16 protein-coding genes are annotated in these 19,724 nt (G+C 67.8%); 9 read left to right on the top strand and 7 right to left on the bottom strand.

What is annotated here, in order from left to right:
* Positions 1-2 precede the first annotated feature (2 nt).
* The 4 genes from LC407_RS14840 to LC407_RS14825 all read right to left on the bottom strand — a co-directional run bounded on the left by LC407_RS14840 (position 3) and on the right by LC407_RS14825 (position 3,146).
* Positions 3-1,463: an efflux transporter outer membrane subunit gene (locus LC407_RS14840; protein ID WP_223483097.1), complete on the bottom strand. Its 1,461-nt coding sequence runs from the start codon at positions 1,461-1,463 to the stop codon at positions 3-5.
* Positions 1,460-2,377 carry an HlyD family secretion protein gene (locus LC407_RS14835; RefSeq protein WP_025875649.1) on the bottom strand — a complete coding sequence of 306 codons (918 nt, stop codon included), beginning with the start codon at positions 2,375-2,377 and terminating at the stop codon, positions 1,460-1,462. The genes LC407_RS14840 and LC407_RS14835 overlap by 4 nt, the downstream gene beginning before the upstream one ends.
* The gene (locus LC407_RS14830) at positions 2,374-2,583 is read right to left on the bottom strand and encodes a DUF1656 domain-containing protein (protein WP_025875651.1); all 210 of its coding nucleotides are present in this window, start codon (positions 2,581-2,583) and stop codon (positions 2,374-2,376) included. Before LC407_RS14830 ends, LC407_RS14835 begins: the two co-directional genes overlap by 4 nt.
* Before the next feature lie 107 nt (positions 2,584-2,690).
* A complete protein-coding gene (locus LC407_RS14825; protein ID WP_025875653.1) occupies positions 2,691-3,146 on the bottom strand; it encodes a MarR family transcriptional regulator in 456 nt (151 codons plus the stop codon).
* A 628-nt stretch (positions 3,147-3,774) separates the two neighbouring features.
* Between LC407_RS14825 and folE the strand changes: the two genes are divergently transcribed.
* The 4 genes from folE (at position 3,775) to LC407_RS14805 (ending at position 10,050) form a co-directional block, all read left to right on the top strand.
* Positions 3,775-4,386: a GTP cyclohydrolase I FolE gene (gene folE, locus LC407_RS14820; RefSeq protein WP_025875657.1), complete on the top strand. Its 612-nt coding sequence runs from the start codon at positions 3,775-3,777 to the stop codon at positions 4,384-4,386.
* Between the two features lie 109 nt (positions 4,387-4,495).
* The gene (locus tag LC407_RS14815; protein WP_025875659.1) at positions 4,496-5,965 is read left to right on the top strand and encodes a DUF3375 domain-containing protein; all 1,470 of its coding nucleotides are present in this window, start codon (positions 4,496-4,498) and stop codon (positions 5,963-5,965) included.
* A complete protein-coding gene (locus tag LC407_RS14810; RefSeq protein WP_025875661.1) occupies positions 5,952-6,653 on the top strand; it encodes a DUF4194 domain-containing protein in 702 nt (233 codons plus the stop codon). The genes LC407_RS14815 and LC407_RS14810 overlap by 14 nt, the downstream gene beginning before the upstream one ends.
* 16 nt (positions 6,654-6,669) lie before the next feature.
* Entirely contained in the window at positions 6,670-10,050 is a 3,381-nt protein-coding gene (locus tag LC407_RS14805; RefSeq protein ID WP_025875663.1) for an ATP-binding protein, read from the top strand.
* 92 nt (positions 10,051-10,142) lie between these two features.
* Here the strand turns inward: LC407_RS14805 and LC407_RS14800 are convergent, their stop codons facing one another.
* Entirely contained in the window at positions 10,143-10,922 is a 780-nt protein-coding gene (locus LC407_RS14800) for a TSUP family transporter (RefSeq protein ID WP_025875666.1), read from the bottom strand.
* 72 nt (positions 10,923-10,994) lie between these two features.
* On the opposite strand from LC407_RS14800, the gene LC407_RS14795 reads away from it, so the two are divergent.
* On the top strand, positions 10,995-11,387 hold the full coding sequence (locus tag LC407_RS14795) for a YchJ family metal-binding protein (protein WP_032978546.1): 393 nt from the start codon (positions 10,995-10,997) through the stop codon (positions 11,385-11,387).
* On the opposite strand, the gene LC407_RS14790 is transcribed toward LC407_RS14795, so the two are convergent.
* Positions 11,369-12,670, bottom strand: a complete 1,302-nt coding sequence (locus LC407_RS14790) for a GGDEF domain-containing protein (protein ID WP_223483096.1) — start codon at positions 12,668-12,670, stop codon at positions 11,369-11,371. The genes LC407_RS14795 and LC407_RS14790 overlap by 19 nt on opposite strands.
* A 146-nt stretch (positions 12,671-12,816) precedes the next feature.
* Between LC407_RS14790 and egtB the strand changes: the two genes are divergently transcribed.
* The 4 genes from egtB (at position 12,817) to LC407_RS14770 (ending at position 17,938) form a co-directional block, all read left to right on the top strand.
* Positions 12,817-14,088: an ergothioneine biosynthesis protein EgtB gene (gene egtB, locus LC407_RS14785; RefSeq protein WP_223483095.1), complete on the top strand. Its 1,272-nt coding sequence runs from the start codon at positions 12,817-12,819 to the stop codon at positions 14,086-14,088.
* The gene (egtD, locus tag LC407_RS14780) at positions 14,085-15,062 is read left to right on the top strand and encodes an L-histidine N(alpha)-methyltransferase (RefSeq protein WP_223483094.1); all 978 of its coding nucleotides are present in this window, start codon (positions 14,085-14,087) and stop codon (positions 15,060-15,062) included. The genes egtB and egtD overlap by 4 nt, the downstream gene beginning before the upstream one ends.
* Before the next feature lie 137 nt (positions 15,063-15,199).
* Positions 15,200-17,347, top strand: a complete 2,148-nt coding sequence (locus LC407_RS14775; protein WP_223483188.1) for a lytic murein transglycosylase — start codon at positions 15,200-15,202, stop codon at positions 17,345-17,347.
* Positions 17,348-17,377: 30 nt separating this feature from the next.
* Positions 17,378-17,938, top strand: a complete 561-nt coding sequence (locus LC407_RS14770; RefSeq protein WP_025875676.1) for a DUF2628 domain-containing protein — start codon at positions 17,378-17,380, stop codon at positions 17,936-17,938.
* On the opposite strand, the gene LC407_RS14765 is transcribed toward LC407_RS14770, so the two are convergent.
* Complete coding sequence (locus LC407_RS14765) at positions 17,932-19,122, bottom strand: benzoate/H(+) symporter BenE family transporter (RefSeq protein ID WP_223483093.1); 1,191 nt, start codon at positions 19,120-19,122, stop codon at positions 17,932-17,934. The two genes, LC407_RS14770 and LC407_RS14765, sit on opposite strands and share 7 nt — an antisense overlap.
* Between the last annotated feature and the right edge of the window lie 602 nt (positions 19,123-19,724).

Genomic DNA, 19,724 nt, shown 5'->3' with positions numbered 1-19,724 from the left:
GCTTACCTCGCCGCCGTCGGCGCAGCTGCAGACGCGGCACTGTCCTGCCAGCCACCGCCCAGTACCAGGAACAGGTGGATCTGGTCGCGCGAGACCTGGGCTTCGGCCGCGGCCAGGGTGGCATCGCTGCTGGCCAGGCTGCGGTCGGCATCCAGGCTGGACAGGTACGGCGTGCGGCCACCCTGGTACAGCCGGCGGTTCTGCTCTGCGGCCATCGCAGCCTGCTCCTGCGCCACGCGCAACGACTGCAGGCGGCGCAGATCCTGCGCATAGCGGTCCAGCGCGGTCTGTGTTTCGCGCAGCGCCTGCAGCACGGCGTGGTCGAACTCGGCCAAGGCGGCATCGGCGCCAGCCTCGGCGGCGTGGATGCGTGCATGCGTGCCCGAGGACGGCAGCGTCCACGAGATCAGCGGGCCGAGCGACCACTGCTGGGTCATCGGCTGGCCGAAGTCTTCCAGCAGGCCGGCGGCGCCGACCGAAGCGCCCAGGCGGATGTCCGGGTACAGCTCGGCAGTGGCGACACCAATCCGCGCGGTGGCCGAGGCCAGCTTGCGTTCGGCCTGGCGGATGTCGGGACGGCGCTGCAGCAGCGCGCGGCCCTCACCGACCGGCAGCGGCTGGGCAAGGGTGGGTGCGTGCGCGCAGTCGATCACCCCGGCCGGCAGCTGGCCCGGGGTCTGCCCAAGCAGTGCCGCCAGCGAATAGGCGGCGGCCGAACGCTGCGCCTGCAGCGGGGGCAATGCGGCTTCCAGCAGCGCGACCTGTGCATTGGCGCGCGCCAGTTCCGGCGGCGTGCCGCGGCCTGCGCTGATCAACCGCTGGGTGACCGAACGGCTGCGCTGCTGCAGCTGCAGGGAATGCTCGGCTACGTGCAGTTCGTGGTTGGCGTGGCAGATCTCCAGGTAGCTGTCGGCCGCCTCGGCCACCACGCTCACCTGGGCCAGGTCACGTGCAGCGGCCACCGACTGTTCGTCGGCGCGGGCTGCTTCGGCACCGCGCTTGAGCTTGCCGAACAGGTCGAACTGGTAGCTCACCGCGAACTTGCCGTCGGCCAGGTTGATCACCGGCAGCTCGTGCTCCTGCAGGAACGACTCGGCCGACAACTGTGCGCGGCTGACGCCGGCTTCGGCCTCGTACTCGAAGCCACCGGCGTCCATCGCCTGCTCGTACACCGCAGCAGCGCGGCGCAGATGCGCGTCGGCAGCCTTCAGTTCGACGTTGTCGCGCAGCGCCTGGGTGATCAACCCATCCAGCACCGGGTCGTTGTACAGCGACCACCAGCGTGCCGGCAGTGCCTGGTTGGCAGCCACTTCGGGGTTGTGGGTATCGATGAACGCGGCATTCGCTTGCGGCCGCTTGAACGCCGAGCCCTCGGGCAATGCGTAATCCGGGCCGACGGTTCTGCACGCAGCCAGGCTGGCCAGCGCGACGATCAGGCCAAGGCGGGGCAGGGCGGCGTTCACAGGCCCGCCTGTGTCGGCGCAGCGCCGGCCTTCTTGTTCTGCACGTGGCGGCCGGTATCCACGGTCACCGTGGCGGTGCGCCCGGCGATCAGCTCCACGCCGGCAGGCACCTCGTCGATGGCGATGCGTACCGGGATGCGCTGCGCCAGCCGCACCCAGTCGAAAGCCGGGGTCACGTTCGGCAGCAGGGTGCTGCCATTGCTGCGGTAGCGATCCTCGATGCCGGCGGCGATGCTCTCGACATGGCCGTGCAGAGGGGTGTCCTCGCCCATCAGGCGGATGTCCACGCGCTGCCCCGGGGCCACGCCGCGCAGGCGGGTTTCCTCGAAGTAGCCATCGATGCGGAACGAACCGGTATCCAGCAGCGCAAGCACCGGCTTGCCGGCCACCACGTAGTCGCCCACGCGCATGGTGCGGTCGTTGACCCGGCCATTGGCCGGTGCACGCACTTCGGTGCGGGCCAGGTTGAGTTCGGCCAGGTCGACCGCGGCCTGTGCGGTGGCCAATGCGGCCTGTGCGGCCTGCAGCTTGGCCCGGCGCACTTCGGCGTCCTCGGCGGCGACCAGATCCTGCAGGCTGCGGTCGCGTCCGATCTCACGGCGCAGCTGCGCGACCGATGCCTGGCGTTCGGCCAGGCTGGCGCGGCTCTGCTCCAGCGCGATGCGGTAGCGCGCGCGATCGATCACGAACAGCAGGTCGCCCTTTTTCACTGCCTGGTTGTCGGCTACCTGCACCGTTTCGACCAGGCCGGACACATCCGGCGCCACCTGCACCACGTCGGCGCCGACGTGGGCGTCGCGGGTCCACGGCTCATCCATGTAGTAGACCCACAGCTGGCGCAGCACCAGCAGGGCGACGATCACGGCTGCGCAGGTAAGCAGCACCGGCAGGGTCTTCTTCACGATCTTGTTCACGATTGCATCCAACGCAGGAGGTGGAACAGCAGGCCCAGCACGATCCCGTACAAGGCCAGGTTGAACAGCGCCGGGTGCCATACGTGGCGATAGGCACCGGCACGCTGCAGCAGCGCGTGCAGGCCGCTGTTGACCAGGTAGGCCAACACCATCAACCCGAGCAGGGTCGGGACGAACACTCCGTGGAGACTGAATTCACCGGGCATCGGTAGGGGCGGGGACGGTAGGGGAAGGGGAGGTGGAACAGGACAACGGCAACGGGCAAAAGCCGCTGGCGCATGCACGGCAGCGGCGGTATTCACCGACAACGGGCTTACGTGATGCGGTCGGCAGCCTCGGCCAGCAGGCGCCATGCCTTCAGCACGGCATGCAGTTCATCCATGGAAAGCTCGCCGAACACGTCCTGGCGCAGGCCGATCAACTGGTCTTCCAGTTCGCGCACCAACGCCTGGCCTTCCTCGGTCAGCCACAACAGGTTGGCGCGGCGGTCGCTGGCATCGCATTCGCGGCGGACCAGCCCACTGGCGCAGAGCTTGTCCAGCAGGCGCACCAGGGAAGGGCCTTCCATGCCCAGCTGCTGCGCCAGCGCGACCTGGCGGATGCCACCGCCGGAGCGGCCGATCATCAGCAGGGGCATGGTGCAGGCGGTGGAGATGCCGTAGCTGCCCAACCGGCTGTCGGCCAGGCGCTGCCACTGCCGCCCTGCGTACAGCAGGCCGGAGCTGAGCTGCATCTGCAGCACGGTGCGCTCGTCGAGGGGTCGGTCCATAAGTAATAGATAGGATACTACTAATTTCATTCCTATCAATAGGTTTTGCTGAATGGGTGAGGTGTATTGAGGAAAGCGTTGCGCCTGCTGGCTATCGGCTGGGGTGGCGGAGGGCCGGGCGGGGTAGGGCACGCTGCAAGTACGTCCCTGTAAGCTCGATCGGCGCATCCATGCGCCTCACGGTCCTACCCCGCCCGGCCCTCCGCCACCCCCCACATCCCGCGGGCGCGGAGGGTTGGCTCTTCAAGAACAAGAGCGGTAGCGCCGGGTCATGCCCGGCGGCTCCTGGTGGCACCGCTCCGCTCGCCGGGCATGGCCCGGCGCTACCAGAGCACTCTCCGAAGCCATGAACCCCAGCTTTTGACCCCCGCTTTCGGGCGGACCGGCCGCGCCCGCAGGAAACCGTCGGAGAGGCGGAGGGGCAGGCAGGGCAGGACCGTCCACGGCATGGATGCCGTGGACGAGCCTACAAGGACGTACTTGCGGCGTGTCCTGCCCTGCCTGCCCCTCCACCTCTCGCCCAGCAGCCTTGAGGCGCCGCAGGGGATCCCCCGATGAACCGTCCCCAGAGGACGACCCACCCCCCGGTCGGGTACGATGCTCGCCCCCCGTTCGGGCGCTGTATGCAATGAGCAAGAACAACGAAAAGGCCGCCCCGCAGGGCGAAGTGACCCAGGTCCAGGCCGAGGATGCCGTGCGCACCCTGCTGCGTTGGGCCGGTGAGGACCCGACCCGCGAAGGCCTGCTGGATACCCCGCGCCGCGTGGCCGAAGCCTATGGCGACTGGTTCAGCGGCTACCGCGACGACCCGCGCGCCTACATGGAACGCACCTTCGAGGAAGTGGCCGGCTACGACGAACTGATCGTCCTGCGCGACATCGAATACGAAAGCCACTGCGAGCACCACATGGCGCCGATCATCGGCCGCGTGCACGTCGGCTACCTGCCGGCCGGCAAGGTGGTGGGCATCAGCAAGCTGGCACGCGTGGTCGAAGCCTACGCCCGCCGCTTCCAGGTGCAGGAAAAGATGACCGCGCAGATCGCCCAGTGCATCCAGGACGTGCTGCAGCCGGTCGGTGTCGGCGTCGTTGTCGAAGGCGCCCATGAGTGCATGACCACCCGCGGCATCCACAAGCGCGGCGTCAGCATGGTCACCTCGAAGATGCTGGGCAGCTTCCGCGAGGATGCCCGCACCCGCGCCGAGTTCCTGCGCTTCATCGAAGTGGGCGGCAAGCGCTGAGCGCCGTCGCCTCCCAGTGGCGGCCGCGCGTGGCCGCCGCTTTCGCCGTGCCTGCGCCGCGTCTTTGCGCGCGCGCTGGCCGCCGCGCCCTTCCGACCGATCTCGCTGCATGAAGCACCGCGAACGCATCACCCGTTATCGCCACCTGCGCGAACAGCCGCAATGGAAGCTGCTCGCCGCCGACCACGCACCGGAAATCATCGGCCTGCTGCAGGGCCTGCTGATGGACGGCGATCGCACGTTGCCGGCATCGGTTCTCAATGAGCGCCTGCAGCGTGCGCTGGACCAGCTCAACGGCGACGAGTTGTCGCGCGAGCTGCCGCGGACCGCGCAGGCCTACGTCGCCCATTGGCTCGCGCAGGGCTGGCTGGAACGCCGGCTGCCTGAAGGCGCCGACCAGGAGCAGTACGAGCTCTCGACCCAGGCGCTGCAGGCGATCCGCTTCGCCGACAGCATGGAGCAGGCCCGCGTGGCCGCCACCGAGAGCCGTCTGGCACTGGTGATCGAGCAGCTGTCGCAGCTGGCCGCGCAGACCGAGGCCGACCCGGACGCACGCCTGTCCGCACTACGCGACGAGCGCGATCGCATCGATGCCGAGATCGCCCGTGTCAGCGCTGGCCGCGTGACGGCCCTGGACGGCAAGCGCGCGCTGGAACGTACGCGCCAGATCATCGGCTTGGCCGACGAGCTGACCGAAGACTTCCGCCGCGTGCGCGACGACTTCGAACAGCTCAACCGTGATTTCCGCGAACGCATCATCGATGACGAAGGCGAGCGCGGCGACGTGTTGTCCAAGCTGTTCGAAGGCGTGGACGTGATCGGCGAGAGCGACGCGGGCCGTAGTTTCCAAGCGTTCTGGCGCCTGCTCAACGACGCCGAACAGAGCGCCCAGCTCGATGCCGCGCTGGAGACGCTGCTGGCCCGTGGCTTCGCCCGGCGGCTGGATCGCAACGAGCGCAACTTCCTGCGCGGCTTCACCAGCACCATGCTCGAACGTGGTGGCCAGGTGCATGACGTGCTGCAGAACTTCGCGCGCAGCCTGCGTGGTTTCGTGCAGAGCCGTGGCTACCTGGAACAGCGCCGCCTCAACCAGCTGTTGAAGCAGGCTCAGTCCGAAGCACTGGCACTGCGCGATGACTTCCCGGCGCAGCGCGCCATTGGCCGCGACCTGCAGCTGACCACCAGCCGCCTGCGTTCGTGGTCGCAGTGGAAGCTGCACGACCCGCGCAGCGCGCAGGTCGATGGCAACGTCGAATACAACGATGCGGCCAGCATCAGCCTGGAAAGCGTGGGCGATCTGGTGGCGTCGTCGGAAATCGATTTCCGCACCCTGCGCCGCGACCTGCACGACCTGCTCGACAGGCAGCCGAAACTCAGCATTGCCCAGGCCCTGTCGCAGCGCGAAGCGCCGCAGGGGCTGGGCAGTGTCATCGGCTACCTCTCGCTGGGCACGCGCTTTGGCAGCGTGATCGCCGGCGAACAGGAGCTTGCCGAATGGCGAGGTGGCGACGGACAGATCCGTCGTGCCCGCATCCCGCTGGTTTGGTTTACCCAGGAGAGACGCCATGAGCTGGCATGAAGACCCCATCGACGCACCGCATGCCGACCTGGCCGAAGACGCTTACCAGGCCGAGCCGGTGGCGACCGTGGCCCAGCCCCGGCGCGGCAACGACGTCTACTACATGGGCGATACCGGCCGCCTGCCGCTGGATGCGCGCCGCGCGCTGTGCCAGCTGCTGATCGGCCCCAGCATCGACCAGCTGCGTCACGCCAAGCTGTGGCCGGCACTGATCCGCAGCGAAGCCGGTATCCGTTCGGCGCTGTCGGACCTGTTCCTGGAACTGGTGCTCGACCGTGACAGTGGCGTGGCGTTCACCCGCCAGGCCGACACCGAAGATGTCGATGCACCGGTACTGCTGCGCACCTCGCCGCTGACCTTCATCGATTCGGTGCTGCTGCTGTACCTGCGCCAGCAGCTGGGCGAAGCCGATGCGCGTGGCAACCGCGCCGTGGTCGCCGATGCTGAAATGGCCGAAGCACTGGCCATCTACGAAAAGAACCTGTCCACCGACCGCGCCGGCTTCAACCGCCGTGTCGCCTCGGCGGTGCAGAAGATGAAGGACAACCACATCCTGACCCGCCTCGGCGGCCAGGAAGATCGCCACGAAGTCTCGCCGGCGTTGAAGCTGCTGTTCTCCGCCGAAGACGTATCCCAGCTGTCGGCGGTTTACCGCCAGCTGCGCGAAACCCCGGCCGCTGAAGCCTGAGAGACCCGAGCACCGCATGGCCATTTCCAAGCACACTCCCGCCCTGTTCAACGAAGGCCTGCCGGACCCGCGCCTGCAGCAGTTCCGCATGCGCCGCCTGCAGGTGCACAACTGGGGCACCTTCAACGGCCTGACCGAAGTGCCGATCGCCGAGCGCGGCTTCCTGTTCGTCGGCCGCTCCGGTTCGGGCAAGTCGACCCTGCTCGATGCCATGTCCGCCCTGCTGACGCCACCGGCCATCGTCGACTTCAACGCCGCAGCGCGTGAAGCCGAACGCAGCGGCCGCGACCGCAACCTGGTGTCCTACGTGCGCGGCGCGTGGGCCGACCAGCAGGACAGTGGCACCGGTGAAATCGCCACCCAGTACCTGCGCAAGGGCGCGACCTGGACCGCGCTGGTGCTGGAGTACCGCGCCGGCGATGGCCGCGTGGTCAGCCTGGTACGCCTGCTCTGGATCGCCGGCAGCAGCACCTCCGCCGGTGACGTGCGCAAGCACTACATGATTGCCGAGCGTCCGTTCGACATCGCCAAGGATCTGGGCGGCTTCGATCTGGACCTGCGCAAGCTCAAGCAGAAGTTGGCCGACGTCCATCACTTCGACACGTTCTCCGGCTATGCCGAACGCTTCCGCCACCTGCTCGGCATCGACAACGAGATGGCGCTGCGGCTGCTGCACAAGACGCAGTCGGCGAAGAACCTGGGTGACCTGAACGTCTTCCTGCGCGACTTCATGCTCGACACGCCGAAGACCTTCGACGCTGCCGAACGACTGGTCAGCGATTTCGCCGAACTCGATGGCGCGCACCAGGCCGTGGTCACCGCGCGGCGCCAGGTCGAAACCCTGCAGCCGGCGCGCGAACATTACAGTGACCTGCAGGCGATGAGTCGCCGTCGCGGCGACGACGAAGCGCTCAAGCTCGGCATCGACAGCTTCCGCGAAAGCCGCCGCCAGTTGCTGATCGAAGCACGCCTGCGCGAGATGGACACGCGCGATCGTGGCCTGCTGGGCGAAGAAGCGCAGCGTCGCGCGGCGCTGGACAACCACACCGAACGACTGGCCGAGCTGGAACTGCAGCGCCGCCAGCAGGGTGGTGAGCGCATCGAGGAACTGGAACGCGAGCAGGGCCGCGCCGAAGCCGAACGTGATCGCCGCCTGGCCAAGCAGGCGCAGGCGCGTGACGCCGCACAGAAGCTGCAGGCCGCGCTGCCCGAGGATGCACATGGCTTCGCCGAGCTGGTCGAGCAGGCGCAGTCCGAACTGGAAGACCGTCAGCGTGCGTCGAGCGCCCTGGACGACGCCATCAGCGAACGGTTGGGCGGCAAGCGCGACGACGAGCGGCGCTTCTCCGAAGTGCGCGGCGAACTGGAGGCGATGCAGCGCACACCCTCCAGCATTCCTGCGCCGATGCAGAAGCTGCGCGCACGCCTGGCCGAAGAAACCGGCATCTCCGAAGCCGCCCTGCCGTTCGTCGGCGAGCTGATCCAGGTCCGCTCGGAAGAGCAGAGCTGGCAGGGCGCGATCGAGCGTGTGCTCGGCGGCTTCGCGCAGTCGCTGCTGGTCGACGACAAGCATTACAACGACGTCGCCGAATGGGTGAACCGCACCCACCTGGGGATGCGCTTCACCTACTACCGCGTGCGTCGCAACGATGATGCGTTCGCCCGCGAACCGTCCGCCAAGTCGCTGCTGCACAAGCTGGAACTGCGCGATCACGTGTTCGAAAGCTGGCTGCGCCGCGAGCTGGGCAAGCGCTTCGACTACGAATGCGTGGACGCCAAGCAGCTGCGCAACGTCGACCGCGGCATCACCCGCGAAGGCCAGGTCAAGCATCCGGGCGATCGCTTCGAGAAGGACGACCGCAGTGCGGTCAATGATCGCCGCCGCTGGCTGCTGGGCTTCAGCAACCGCGACAAGCTGGCCGTCTTCGAGAAGGAAGCCCAGGAGCTGGCCGCCCGTATCGCCAGCTGCGATACCGACATCGCGCGCCTGCGCAGCCAGCGTGACCGCGACAACGAACGTCGCCTGGCCTGCCATCAGCTGGTGGGCATCAGCTGGAACGAAATCGACGTCGCCGCGCCGCAGCAGCGCCTGGCCGACATCGAGGCCAGCCTGCACGCCCTGCGCGAAGGCAATGCCGACCTGGCCAGGATCGCCCAGCAGATCGACGCCACCCGCGCCGATATCGAGCAGGCCCGCCGCACTTACGAAGACACCCGCGTCGAGCGCGGCCAGCTGGTGCGCGAACGCGACCGCCTGGACCGTGCCCGCCAGCAGAGCCGTGCACTGGTCCTGCCAGCGCTGGCCGAAGACCAGGAAGCCGGCTTGGCCGAGCGCCTGCAGGAGCAGGGCCCGCTCAGCCTGGAAACGCTGGAAGCGCACATGCGCCAGGTCAGCAACGCGCTGAACGAACAGCTCTCGTCTTCGCAGCAGGACGTCAACCGCATCGAGAACCTGCTGCTGGGCTGCTTCCGCCGCTTCATCCAGCAGTGGCCGGAAGAATCGGGCGACTTCACCGTGTCGGTGGCCTCGGCCGAGGATTTCCTCGCTCGCCTCGAACGCCTTGAACGCGATGGCCTGCCGCAGCACGAAGAACGCTTCTTCGACCTGCTGCAGAACCAGAGCAAGAACAACCTGCTCGCGCTGCAGCGTCACAGCGCCGAGGCCCGCAAGTCGATCGGCCAGCGCCTGGACGAAGTCAACGCCAGCCTGGAGCAGGTGCCCTTCAACCGTGGCACCCTGCTGACCATCGAGCTGAACGACCGGCGCCTGCCGGAAGTGCAGGAGTTCCACCAGCAGCTGCGCGAGGTGTTGTCGCAGCAGCAGACCGAGCAGCGCGACCTGGCGGAAACGCAGTTCACCGTCCTGCGCCAGCTGGTCAACCGCCTCGGCTCGCAGGAAGGCGAAGACAAGCGCTGGCGCGAAGTGGTGCTGGACGTACGCCTGCACGTGGAGTTCATCGGCGTGGAGCTGGATGTGGAAACGCGCCAGCAGGTCGAGATCTACCGCAGCGGCGCCGGCAAATCCGGTGGCCAGCGGCAGAAGCTGGCCACCACCTGCCTGGCGGCGGCGCTGCGCTACCAGCTCGGCGGCGCCGACAGCCAGCTGCCCAGCTACGCCGCAGTCGTGCTCGACGAAGCCTTCGACAAGGCCGACAACGAGTTCACCGCGCTGGCGATGAACATCTTCGACAACTTCGGTTTCCAGATGGTGGTGGCCACCCCGCTGAAATCGGTGATGACGCTGGAACCGTTCATCGGTGGCGCCTGCTTCGTCGAGATCAGTGGCCGCCACGATTCGGGCGTGCTGCTCATCGAGTACGACGAAGAAGGCAAGCGCCTGAAGCTGCCGGAGCGCAGCCGCCAGCAGGCCGACGAACCGGAAGAAGCCGAAGCCTGACCGCTCTGGAAACGCCGTGCCAACCAAGGTTGGCACCTACCGGGTCATGAACCCCGATAGTGGTAGTGCCGGCCGCTGGCCGGCAACCGCATTCACGCACTGCGGAACGTATCCCACGCCATCCGCGCGATCAGCACCACCACCAGGCCCACGAACAGTTTGCGGATGAACGGCGTGCCGCCCTTCAGCGCCAACCGCGTGCCCACCACCGAACCGATGATATTGGCCGCCGCCATCGGCAGCGCGAACAGCCACAGGATGTTGCCGGTCGGTACGAAGAACGAGATCGCTGCCACGTTCGTCGCCAGGTTCACCACCTTCGACGCAGCCGACGCACGCAGGAAGTCCAGCCCGAAGAAGCGCACGAACAGGAAGATCAGGAAGCTGCCGGTGCCGGGCCCGAAGAAGCCATCGTAGAAGCCGATCGCCGCACCGATCGCCAGCGCGATCACCAGCTCGCGTCGGCCGATGTCCTGCGGCCGGTGCAGCGCGCCGAAGTCCTTCTTCCATAGCGTGTAGGCCAGCATCGCCACCAGCAGCACCAGCACCAGTGGCCGCACTGCGTCCTTGGGCAACAGGCTGACCGCCGTAGCGCCAAGGAAGGAGAACACGAAGGCCGTACCGGCGGCGAACAGCACCGGCTTCCACGGGAAGCGCACGTTGCGCGCATAGCGCCATGCCGCTGCGCCGGTGCCGAACATCGAGCTGAACTTGTTGGTGCCAAACAGCATCGCCGGGGTCTGCTGCGGCAGTACCGTGAACAGGCCGGGCAGCTGCACCAGTCCGCCGCCGCCCACGGCCGCATCGACCAGGCCGGCAATGAAGGCGATCACCACCAGCCACCACAACTCAGGAGGAATCAGTTCCAGCACGGCGATCGATCGAAGTGGGGGCGCGACAGCATACGCCTGTCACATTGCCGCCGCCCACGCGACAATACCCGCATGAGCCGAACCGCCCCCGATCCCTGTCCCTGTGGCCTGGCCGCCGACTACGCTGCCTGCTGCGGTCGCTTCCATGCCGGCGACGCCGCGCCGGATGCCGAGCGCCTGATGCGCTCGCGTTACAGCGCCTATGTGCGCCACCTGCCGGACTACCTGCGTGCCACCTGGCACCCGGACACCCGTCCGGCAGAACTGTCGCTCGATGATGCCCCCGGCCAGCGCACCCAATGGCTGGGCCTGACCGTGCAGGACCACCAGGTGACCGGCAGCGACAGCGCCGAGGTCCGCTTCACCGCCCGTTACCGCGTCGGTGGCGGCAGCGCGGTGAAAATGACCGAGCACAGCCGCTTCCTGCGGGTCGAGGGTCGCTGGTACTACCTCGACGCCGTCTGAGCCTGGCTGCCGCGCACGGCCAGCACGCGCTGGCCGCCATGCGCGCACACGCGGTTGCGGCCTTCCTCCTTGGCCGCATACAGCGCCTGGTCGGCCGCTTTGACCACCCCGGCAGGGCGCCGATCGACCCGGCTGTCGGCCAGGCCGATGCTGACGGTTACCTGCACCACCGCACCGCCACCGCCGCGCCCGCGCTGCTGCTGGCCGAGCGTATCGTCGCGGGTGCGCGTGCTGCGGTCGCGCAGTTGCATGCGGCTCTGCTCGATGCCCTGTCGCAGCGCCTCCACCGCGTCCACGCAGGCCGATGCCGGGCGGTCGAGGAAAACCACGGCGAATTCCTCGCCGCCATAACGGAACGCACGGCCGCCGTCGCCCACCCGCGACAGCCGTGAGGCCACCAGTTTCAGCACGTCATCGCCGGTGTCGTGGCCGTGGGTGTCATTGAATTTCTTGAAATGATCCACGTCGATCATCGCGATGCTGTAAGTGCCGGTGGCGCGCTTGAGGGTCTCGTTGAACGCACGGCGACCGGGCAGGCCGGTCAGCTCGTCGCCGAAGGCCATGTGGAAGGACTCCTGCAGGGTCGCGCCCAGCATCAGCAGCAGCGCCGCTACGCTCAGCGCCGGTAGCAGTGCCGGCTGCAGGAAGATCCGCGGCAGCATCCACCACAGGCACAGCAGGGCCAGCAGCATCGCCGTATGCAGCGGCCGCGGCTGGCGCCACGCCTGCCATCCCAGCGCAGCGGTGGCCAGCAGGAACAGCACGGCAGGCAGCTGCGCCAGCGCGTTCCAGTCGCTCGGTATCCAGGGGAAGTGCCGGTTCGACAGCAGGTCGTGCATGCCCTGCGGCTGCTGTACGGCAAGCAGGATGAAGATCGCCACCGCAACACCACTGGTCGTGGCCCTCAGCAGCAGGTCCTGGCGGCGGCGGCCACGTTCGGGCCACAACGCATGGACGGCGAACAGCAACGGCAGCCAGGTCGAGATCGCGTGGAAGCGCAGTGGCGTCAACGCCGTCACCCGGCCCTCGCGCAGGTAGTGCCCAAGGTCCTGGTGCAGCACCGCGAAGGCCAGCGCCACCAGCAGCAACAGGCACAGCGTGCGCACCTGGTTGTACAGCAGCGCCAGCCCTGCACCCAGGCAGGCCAGCAACCACGGCAGGATGCGCTGCCCGGCGCGGCCGACATCATCGCTTTCCAGGCTCACCCACAGCACCAGCGCGACCAGCACGGCGGGCAGCACGAACAGATAGTGCACAGGCTGTCGAAGCGGATGATGGGACACACGGAATTCCAGCGCGGTCACGACGCGGCCGCAGCACTGCCGTTAGCGGCGCAACGGTGCCCTTCTTGAATGCGCGCGCCCTGATGTGAACACCGCGGCACCGGGCCATGACATTGCGCTCACCGGCCGCGGTCGAAGCTGGTCGCATGGACAGCGTACCCGCCGCCGTCGCTGCCCCGCAGCGTGACCTCGCCCGCCACTTCACCCATGTGCGGGGGCGCAGCGTGCAGCTGGCCGCACCCCTCAGCCCGGAAGACGCCCTGCTGCAGAGCATGGCCGATGCCAGCCCGGCCAAGTGGCACCTGGCCCACACCACCTGGTTCTTCGAACGCTTCGTGCTGGCCAGCCAGCCCGGCTACACACCCTGGGATCCGGCCTGGGACTATCTGTTCAACAGTTACTACAAGAGTCTCGGCCCCGCCCACGCACGGCCTCAGCGCGGGTTGCTGTCGCGGCCCTCGCTGCAGCAGGTCCACGCCTACCGCCAGCATGTGGATGAGCAGGTGCTGGCAGGACTGCGCGATGGCGATCTCGGCAGCGACGCCCTGCAGCACCTGCAGCTCGGGTTGCAGCACGAACAACAGCACCAGGAACTGCTGCTCACCGACATCAAGCACGCCTTCTGGTGCAATCCGCTGCAGCCGCCGTACCGCGAAGACCTGCCCATCGCCGTCAGCGCCCTCGGCACGCAGGGTTGGGTCGAACAGGGCGAACGCATCGTCAGCATCGGTGCGTCCGCCTGGCCGCAGTACACGGCCTTCGCCTATGACAATGAATCGCCCGTGCATCGCGTGCTGCTTCCCGCGCATGCCATCGCCGAACGCCCGCTCAGCAACGCCGAGTACCGCGCCTTCATCGACGCTGGCGGCTACCGCGATCCGCGCTGGTGGCTGAGCGAAGGCTGGGCGCTGCGCGAGGCCGAGCAGTGGCAGCATCCGCTGTACTGGGATGACGACCTGCTGCGCGAGTTCACCCTCGGCGGCTGGCGCGAGCTCGATCCGCATGCGCCGGTCTGTCACCTCAGCTACTACGAAGCCGATGCCTGCGCCCGCTGGGCCGGTGCCCGCCTGCCCACCGAATTCGAATGGGAAGCGGCCGCCGCCACGCAGCCGGTCGAAGGCCACTTCGCCGATGACGACCATCTGCACCCGATGGCAGGGCAGGGCGATGGACTGCGCCAGTTGTTCGGCAACGTGTGGGAATGGACCAGCAGCGCCTATGGCGCCTATCCCGGCTTCCGTCCCTTCGCCGGCAACCTCGGCGAATACAACGGCAAATTCATGTGTGGCCAGTGGGTCCTGCGCGGTGGCAGCTGCGCCACGCCGCGCGGCCATGTACGGGCCAGCTACCGCAACTTCTTCATGCCACCGGCGCGTTGGCAGTTCTCAGGCCTGCGCCTGGCAAGGGATCTTTCATGAGTACCGTCCAGGATGCGCTGCAGGCGCTGACCGACCTTACCCCCGGCCGCCAGCAGATCCTTGCCGACGCCGTGGCGGGGTTGTCGCACGCCTCACGGCAGCTGCCTTCCAAGTACTTCTACGACGCACGCGGCTCGCGCTTGTTCGAGCAGATCACCCACACCCGCGAGTACTACCCCACACGCACCGAGCTGGCCCTGCTGGACCGGGTGTTGCCGGAGATCGCGCAGGCGGTGGGGCCGCGCGTGCATGTGGTCGAACTGGGCAGCGGCAGCGGCCGCAAGACCGCGCGCCTGCTGGCTGCCCTGCAGGACCCGGTGGCCTACACACCCATCGAGATCTCGCGCGCGGCGTTGCTGTCCAGCATCGACCATCTGGCCCCGGCGCTGCCGGACGTGGAAATGCTGCCGGTGTGTGCCGACTTCACCCGCCCTGTGCAGGTCCCCGCGCCAGAGCGGCCTGCCGCGCGCCGGCTGCTGTTCTTCCCGGGCTCCACGCTGGGCAACTTCGCCGATGAGGATGCGATCGCGCTGCTGCGCGCAATGCGTCAGACCATGGGCAAGCACGGCCTGGCCCTGGTCGGCATCGATCTGCACAAGGACCCGGCACTGATCGAAGCCGCCTACAACGACGCCGACGGTGTCACCGCCGCCTTCACCCTGAACCTGCTGGCGCGTCTCAACCGCGAGGTCGGCAGCGATTTCGATCTCGACGGCTTCCGTCACCGGGCCCGTTACAGCACCGCGCGCCTGCGCATCGAAACCGATCTGGTCAGCCAGCGCGAGCAGGACGTGCATCTCGACGGCCGCACCTTCCACTTCAGCGCTGGCGAACCGATCCGCGTGGAGTACAGCCACAAGTACACCGATGCCAGCTTCGGCCACCTGCTGCAGCAGGCAGCGCTGGAGGTGGCGGCATCCTGGAACGCGGACGATCCCGCCTATGGCCTGCGCCTCCTGCGCCCCTCACCCTAGGCACAGGTGGTACCGGCCGCTGGCCGGCAATCTGGACCAACCTTGCTCTCCCTCCGCGTTACCATGGCTGCAGCACCGGCAACACGGAGGACGCCATGCCCATTCTGACCACGCTCGGCCTGGCCGCCGCGCTTGCCATGCCAGCGGCCGCGCCGCCGGCAGCAGCGGCAACCGCTGATCCCGCGTTCGCCCGCTGCATGGCGGGCCTGCAGGCGACGGCTGCCAGCCAGGGCATTGCCGCTGACCGCTTCAATGCGATCACCGCCGGACTGCAGCCCGACCCTACTGTGCTGCCGCTGCTCGATGCGCAGCCGGAGTTCACCACGCCGATCTGGGACTACCTGGCCGCACTGGTCGATCGCCAGCGCGTGGACGACGGTCGCGCCATGCTGCAGCAGCACCGTGACCTGCTTCAGCGCGTATCGGCGCAGTACGGCGTCGATCCAGTCACCATCGTCGCCGTATGGGGTGTAGAGAGCGACTACGGCCGCGTGTTCGGCAAACGCCCACTGCTGCAGTCGCTGGCCACGCTGTCCTGTGCCGGCCGCCGGCAGCCCTTCTTCCGCGGCGAACTGCTGGCGCTGATCAAGCTCATCGACCAGGGCGACCTGCAGGCGCAGGGCCTGACCGGTTCCTGGGCCGGTGCCTTCGGCCACACCCAGTTCATGCCCAGCACTTACGCACGCATTGCCGTCGATGGTGATGGCGATGGCCGCCGCGATCTGGTCGGCAGCATTCCCGATGCATTGGCTTCCACCGCCAACTATCTGAAGCGTGCCGGCTGGCGAACCGGCGAACCCTGGGGCATGGAAGTCCGTGTCCCCGCCGGTTTCAACGCCAGCCAGGCGGGACGCACCCAGCGCCGGTCACTGGCCGACTGGCGCGCACTGGGCGTGACCGGCCTGGACGGTAGCGCGCTGGCACCGTCCGGCCTGCCCGCCGACGCCCGCGCCGCGCTGCTGCTGCCGTCCGGGACAAAAGGCCCGGCGCTGCTGGTGTTCCGCAATTACGACGCGATCTACAGTTACAACGCGGCCGAGAGCTATGCGCTGGCCATCGCCACCCTGGCCGACCGCCTGCGTGGCAGCAACGGCCTGGTCACCGCCTGGCCAACCGATGACCCTGGCCTTGGCCGCGACGAGCGCCGCCAGCTGCAGACCCTGCTGCTCGCGCGCGGCCATGACATCGGCGCCGCCGATGGCATGATCGGTACCGCCAGTCGTCGTGCCATCCAGGTCGAGCAGCGTCGGCTCGGGTGGGCCGACGCCGACGGTCGCGCCGGCCAGCGCATCCTGCGCGCGCTGCAGGCACAACCGCAGGCACAACCGCAGGCACAGGCGCCAGCCGCGCCGACCCGCTTCAGCCTTCCCAACAACTACAGTGCCGTGCAGTCGCCGGCCATCCGGAGTCGATCCAGCGTGCAACAGATCCAGGGTGTCAGCAGTGGCCAGTTCCAGGGACTCGACGCCTGGCTGGTGGAAACTCCCCAGGCCACCGCCGCGATCAGCGTGTTCGGCGGCCAACTCCTCTCGTTCGTGCCCAAGGGCCAGCCCGATCTGATGTGGCTCTCGCCCAAGCGTGCCGCGCTGCCCACGCCGATCCGTGGCGGCAGCCCGGTGTGCTGGCCCTACTTCGGCCGCCAGGGGCAGGGCGACGACGTGCCCGCCCACGGTTTCGTGCGCACCTTGCCCTGGGAACTGCAGCAGGCGCGCCGGCTCGACGATGGCAGCATCGAGCTGACCCTGGCCCCGCCGGCGTTGGACAACCTCGGCCTGCGCCTGACCATGACCGTCCGTGTCGGCCGTGAACTGCGCCAGCAGCTGGTCACCGAGAACACCGGCAAGGCTCCAGCCACCATCACCCAGGCGCTGCACAACTACTTCCGTGTCGGTGACGCCAGCAAGGTCGATGTCGACGGCGTCGACGGCCTGGACTACCTCGACAAGTTCGAGAACTACGCCCAGCCGCGCCGCCAGCAGGGCCCCTGGTCGCTGCGCGATCCGCGTGACCCGGGCCGCAGCGACCGCATCTACACCCAGGCCGGCGGACACTATGTGCTGCGCGACCCGGTGCTCAAGCGCCGCATCGACCTCCGTACCGAAGGCAGCCGCTCGCTGGTGGCATGGAACCCTGGCGCCGAAGGTGCCGCCAGGATGGCCGATGTCGGTGACGGCTGGCGCGACTATGTCTGCCTGGAAGCGGCCAACGCCGGGCCCGATGTGGTCACCGTGGCACCGGGCGGGCGTCATGTTCTGCTTCAGATCCTGTCCAGCGCGCCGCTATAGCGGGCTTCCCCTTTGGCACGGATGGCCAGCATGAGCACCCTCGATCCGCAGACCTCGCCCGGTAGCGAGAACCCCTATCTGGCGCCCGGCGCTGACGCCGATGTAGGCACTGCACTGGAAGATGCCGACTACCTGACGCTGGTGGTCGGGCCCAATGCCGCCGCCTACCGACGTTTCTGGCATGTGGACAGTGCACTGCCGAAGCCTCCGCGCCGCTGGAACTGGCCCGCCTTCCTGTTCGGCACCCTGTGGATGGTGCATCGCCGGATGTACCTGGCCGCCATCGGCTTCTACCTGGTCACCACGCTGCTGCCGATCCTGATGCTGCTGGCCGACGCGGGCATACCGCAGATCGCCTTTGGCATGCTGCTCCCGCGTATCGCCCTGGCCATCTTCGCCAACGCCCTGTACCTGCGCCATTGCAGCCGTCTGCTGGCGAGGGTGCAGGCGACCCACGCCGGCCAGCCGAACCGCATCCGCGCCGAGCTGCTTCGCCGTGGTGGCACCCGCGCCTCGGCCGTGGTGGTCTGCCTGGGCCTGATCTACGCGCTGCGTTACATCACCCAGGGCCTCCTGCAGACCTATCACTGAGCCGGCGAACGCGGCCGCAGCACCCACAGGCAGATCGTTCCGGCGACCAGGCCCCAGAACGCAGAACCGACACCGGCCAGCGTCATGCCCGAGGCGGTCACCAGGAAAGTGACCAGCGCGGCCTCGCGGTCGCGCTCCACTGCCAATGCGCTGGCCAGGCTGTTGCCGATGGTGCCGAACAGGGCGATGCCGGCCACACAGGCCACCAGTTCCTTGGGAAAGGCAGCGAACAGGGCCGCTACAGTGGCCCCGAACAGGCCGATGACGATATAGAAGGCGCCGGCCGCCATCGCCGCCGTGTAGCGCCGTGCCGGGTCTTCGTGGGCATCACGGCCCATGCAGATCGCCGCGGTGATGGCGGCCAGGTTCAATGCGTAGGCACCGAAGGGCGCCAGCAGCGTGTTGACCACGCCGATCCAGCCGATCACCGGTGACACCGGCGCGTCGTAGCCGGAGGCGCGCATCACCGCCACACCGGGAATGTTCTGCGACGCCATGGTGACCACGAACAGGGGCAGGGCGATGCCGACCATCGCCGTCCACGACAGCGAGGGAGTGACCCATTGCGGTGCCGCCAGTTGCAGGTGCACCTGCTGTGCATGCAGCAGCCCCTGGCTGGCAGCGATGGCGATGCCGACCAGCAGGGTGGCGATCACCGCATAGCGGGGGAACAGGCGGCGGCCCAGCAGCCACGTAGCGAACATGGCCAATGCCAGCACGCGCTGGGTGTTCATCGCCACGAACACGTCCAGCCCGAAGCGCAGCAGTACACCGGCCAGCATGCCGGCGGCCAGGGCCATGGGCACGCGTTTCATCAGCCGGGCGAACACTCCCGAGAAGCCGGCGAGCATGCCCAGCACTGCCGCAAGCAGGAACGCACCGGTGGCCTCGGGCAGAGAGGCGCCACCCGCACCGACGACCAGCATCGCCGCCCCAGGCGTCGACCATGCGGTGACCACCGGCACCCGGTAGCGCAGTGACAGGCCGATGCAGGTCACGCCCATGCCCAGCCCCAGCGCCCACATCCACGAGGCGATGTGGGCCTGGTCGGCACCCACGGCCTGCGCGGCCTGGAACACGATCACCGCCGAGCTGGCGAAGCCGACCAGCACGGTGATGAAGCCGGCGACGATCGCCGGCATCGAAAGATCGCGCCACCATCCCTGTCGTACCGTCGTGTCCATCGTCTTCCTTCCTGTATGCATCCCACTATAGATAGCGCCTGCGGCGTTGACCGCGCAACGCGCGGGCAACGCCGCCGTGATCGTTGCACGCCCGTTGTGCATGCAGCAGCCGATGCGTTGTCATGCTCCTGAAAAAAATGTGTTGACGAATTCTGCAGGATCTCTAGAATTCGCTCCCTTGCTGCAGCGCGGCGACTTCTTCGGAAGCCGGCAACGCGAAGAGCAACGCCACCACCGCCGGACGAGATCATCGAACGAAGGTGTTGACGGACTCGAAAAGTCCGGCATAATAGGCGGCTCGCAACGACGAAAGGCCCTCGGGCCCAACGACGAAGCAGCATCGGCAACAACGTCCACTTCGGTGAGACGGCCTTGAAAAAAGGTGTTGACGAAGCGGAAAAGCCGGCTATAATGGGCGGCTCGCTACGAAGGAAACTTCGCAGCACACGGGAACGGCGCTGAGGCCACTTCCCAGGATCTTTGAAAGTATGCGCAGGTATCTTGTGAAGGCGCCTGCAGGAAGGATGATTGTCCATCTTGCAGACGTTTGATCAAGCAACTATTAATTGTTTTAAAGCAAGCGATACGTTGCCAGAATCATT

Source organism: Stenotrophomonas sp. OVS01A, from assembly GCF_019969775.1.
Classification (GTDB): domain Bacteria; phylum Pseudomonadota; class Gammaproteobacteria; order Xanthomonadales; family Xanthomonadaceae; genus Stenotrophomonas; species Stenotrophomonas indicatrix.
The sequence above is the reverse complement of the archived record's forward strand: the minus strand, read 5'-3'. Positions and strand labels throughout refer to the sequence as shown.